Origin of the sequence: Bradyrhizobium sp. AT1, from assembly GCF_001590795.1 — a bacterium.
Taxonomy (GTDB): domain Bacteria; phylum Pseudomonadota; class Alphaproteobacteria; order Rhizobiales; family Xanthobacteraceae; genus Bradyrhizobium.
Genome location: NZ_JXDL01000001.1, coordinates 2,250,999 through 2,251,750, shown reverse-complemented (window position 1 = coordinate 2,251,750; position 752 = coordinate 2,250,999). Strand labels below are relative to the sequence as shown.

The 752-nt window shown below is 66.9% G+C and carries 1 protein-coding gene; it reads left to right on the top strand.

Annotated elements, in window-relative coordinates:
* The coding region (locus SE92_RS10950; protein ID WP_245324543.1) for an HlyD family secretion protein at positions 1 to 752 on the top strand (752 nt) is incomplete at both ends.

Genomic DNA, 752 nt, shown 5'->3' with positions numbered 1-752 from the left:
ATCGCACCGTGACCCAGGCCGAGCGCAGGCGGGTGGGACAGGATCTCGTTGCGAGCCTGCTCGACGTTGCGCGCCTCTCTGCGCTGCGCCGCAGCTTTGCCGATCTCGCCGCCCCCCACGATATCGAGGAACCCGCCGGCGCTTCCGAGATCGAGATCGCGCGGACGCGCTCCGCCATGCAGGCGCAGGCCGCCGAGCAACAGGCCAAGCTCGCCTCTGTGATCCAGCAGATCGACCAGAAACGCGCCGAAGCGCAGTCGGTCACGGCCGCCATCGCCAAGATCGACGCAACGTTGCCGCTGCTGGAGGAGACCCTCACCATCCGCAAGAAGGCGATGGACATCCAGTATGGTAACCGCATCGCCTGGATCGACGCCCAGACCCGCCTGATCGACCAGCAGAACGAACGCATCGTGCAGGAGCGCAAGCTGGTCGAGATCGAGGCCGCCCGCCGTGCGCTGGAGCAGCAGTTCGCCCAGACCAGATCCGGCTTCGAGCGGCAGGTCCTAAGCGATCTCTCCGACGCCCAGAAGAAGGCCGACGAGTTCCGGCAGGACGCCATCAAGGCCCAGCGGAAGACCGATGAGCAGCTCCTGCGCGCGCCGATCGACGGGACGGTGCAGCAGCTCGCGATCCACACCGTCGGCGGCGTGGTCTCGCCGGCGCAGCAGCTGATGATGATCGTGCCGCGCGGTTCCAGCATCGAGGTCGAGGCGATGATCTCCAACCGCGACATCGGCTTCGTCGAACAC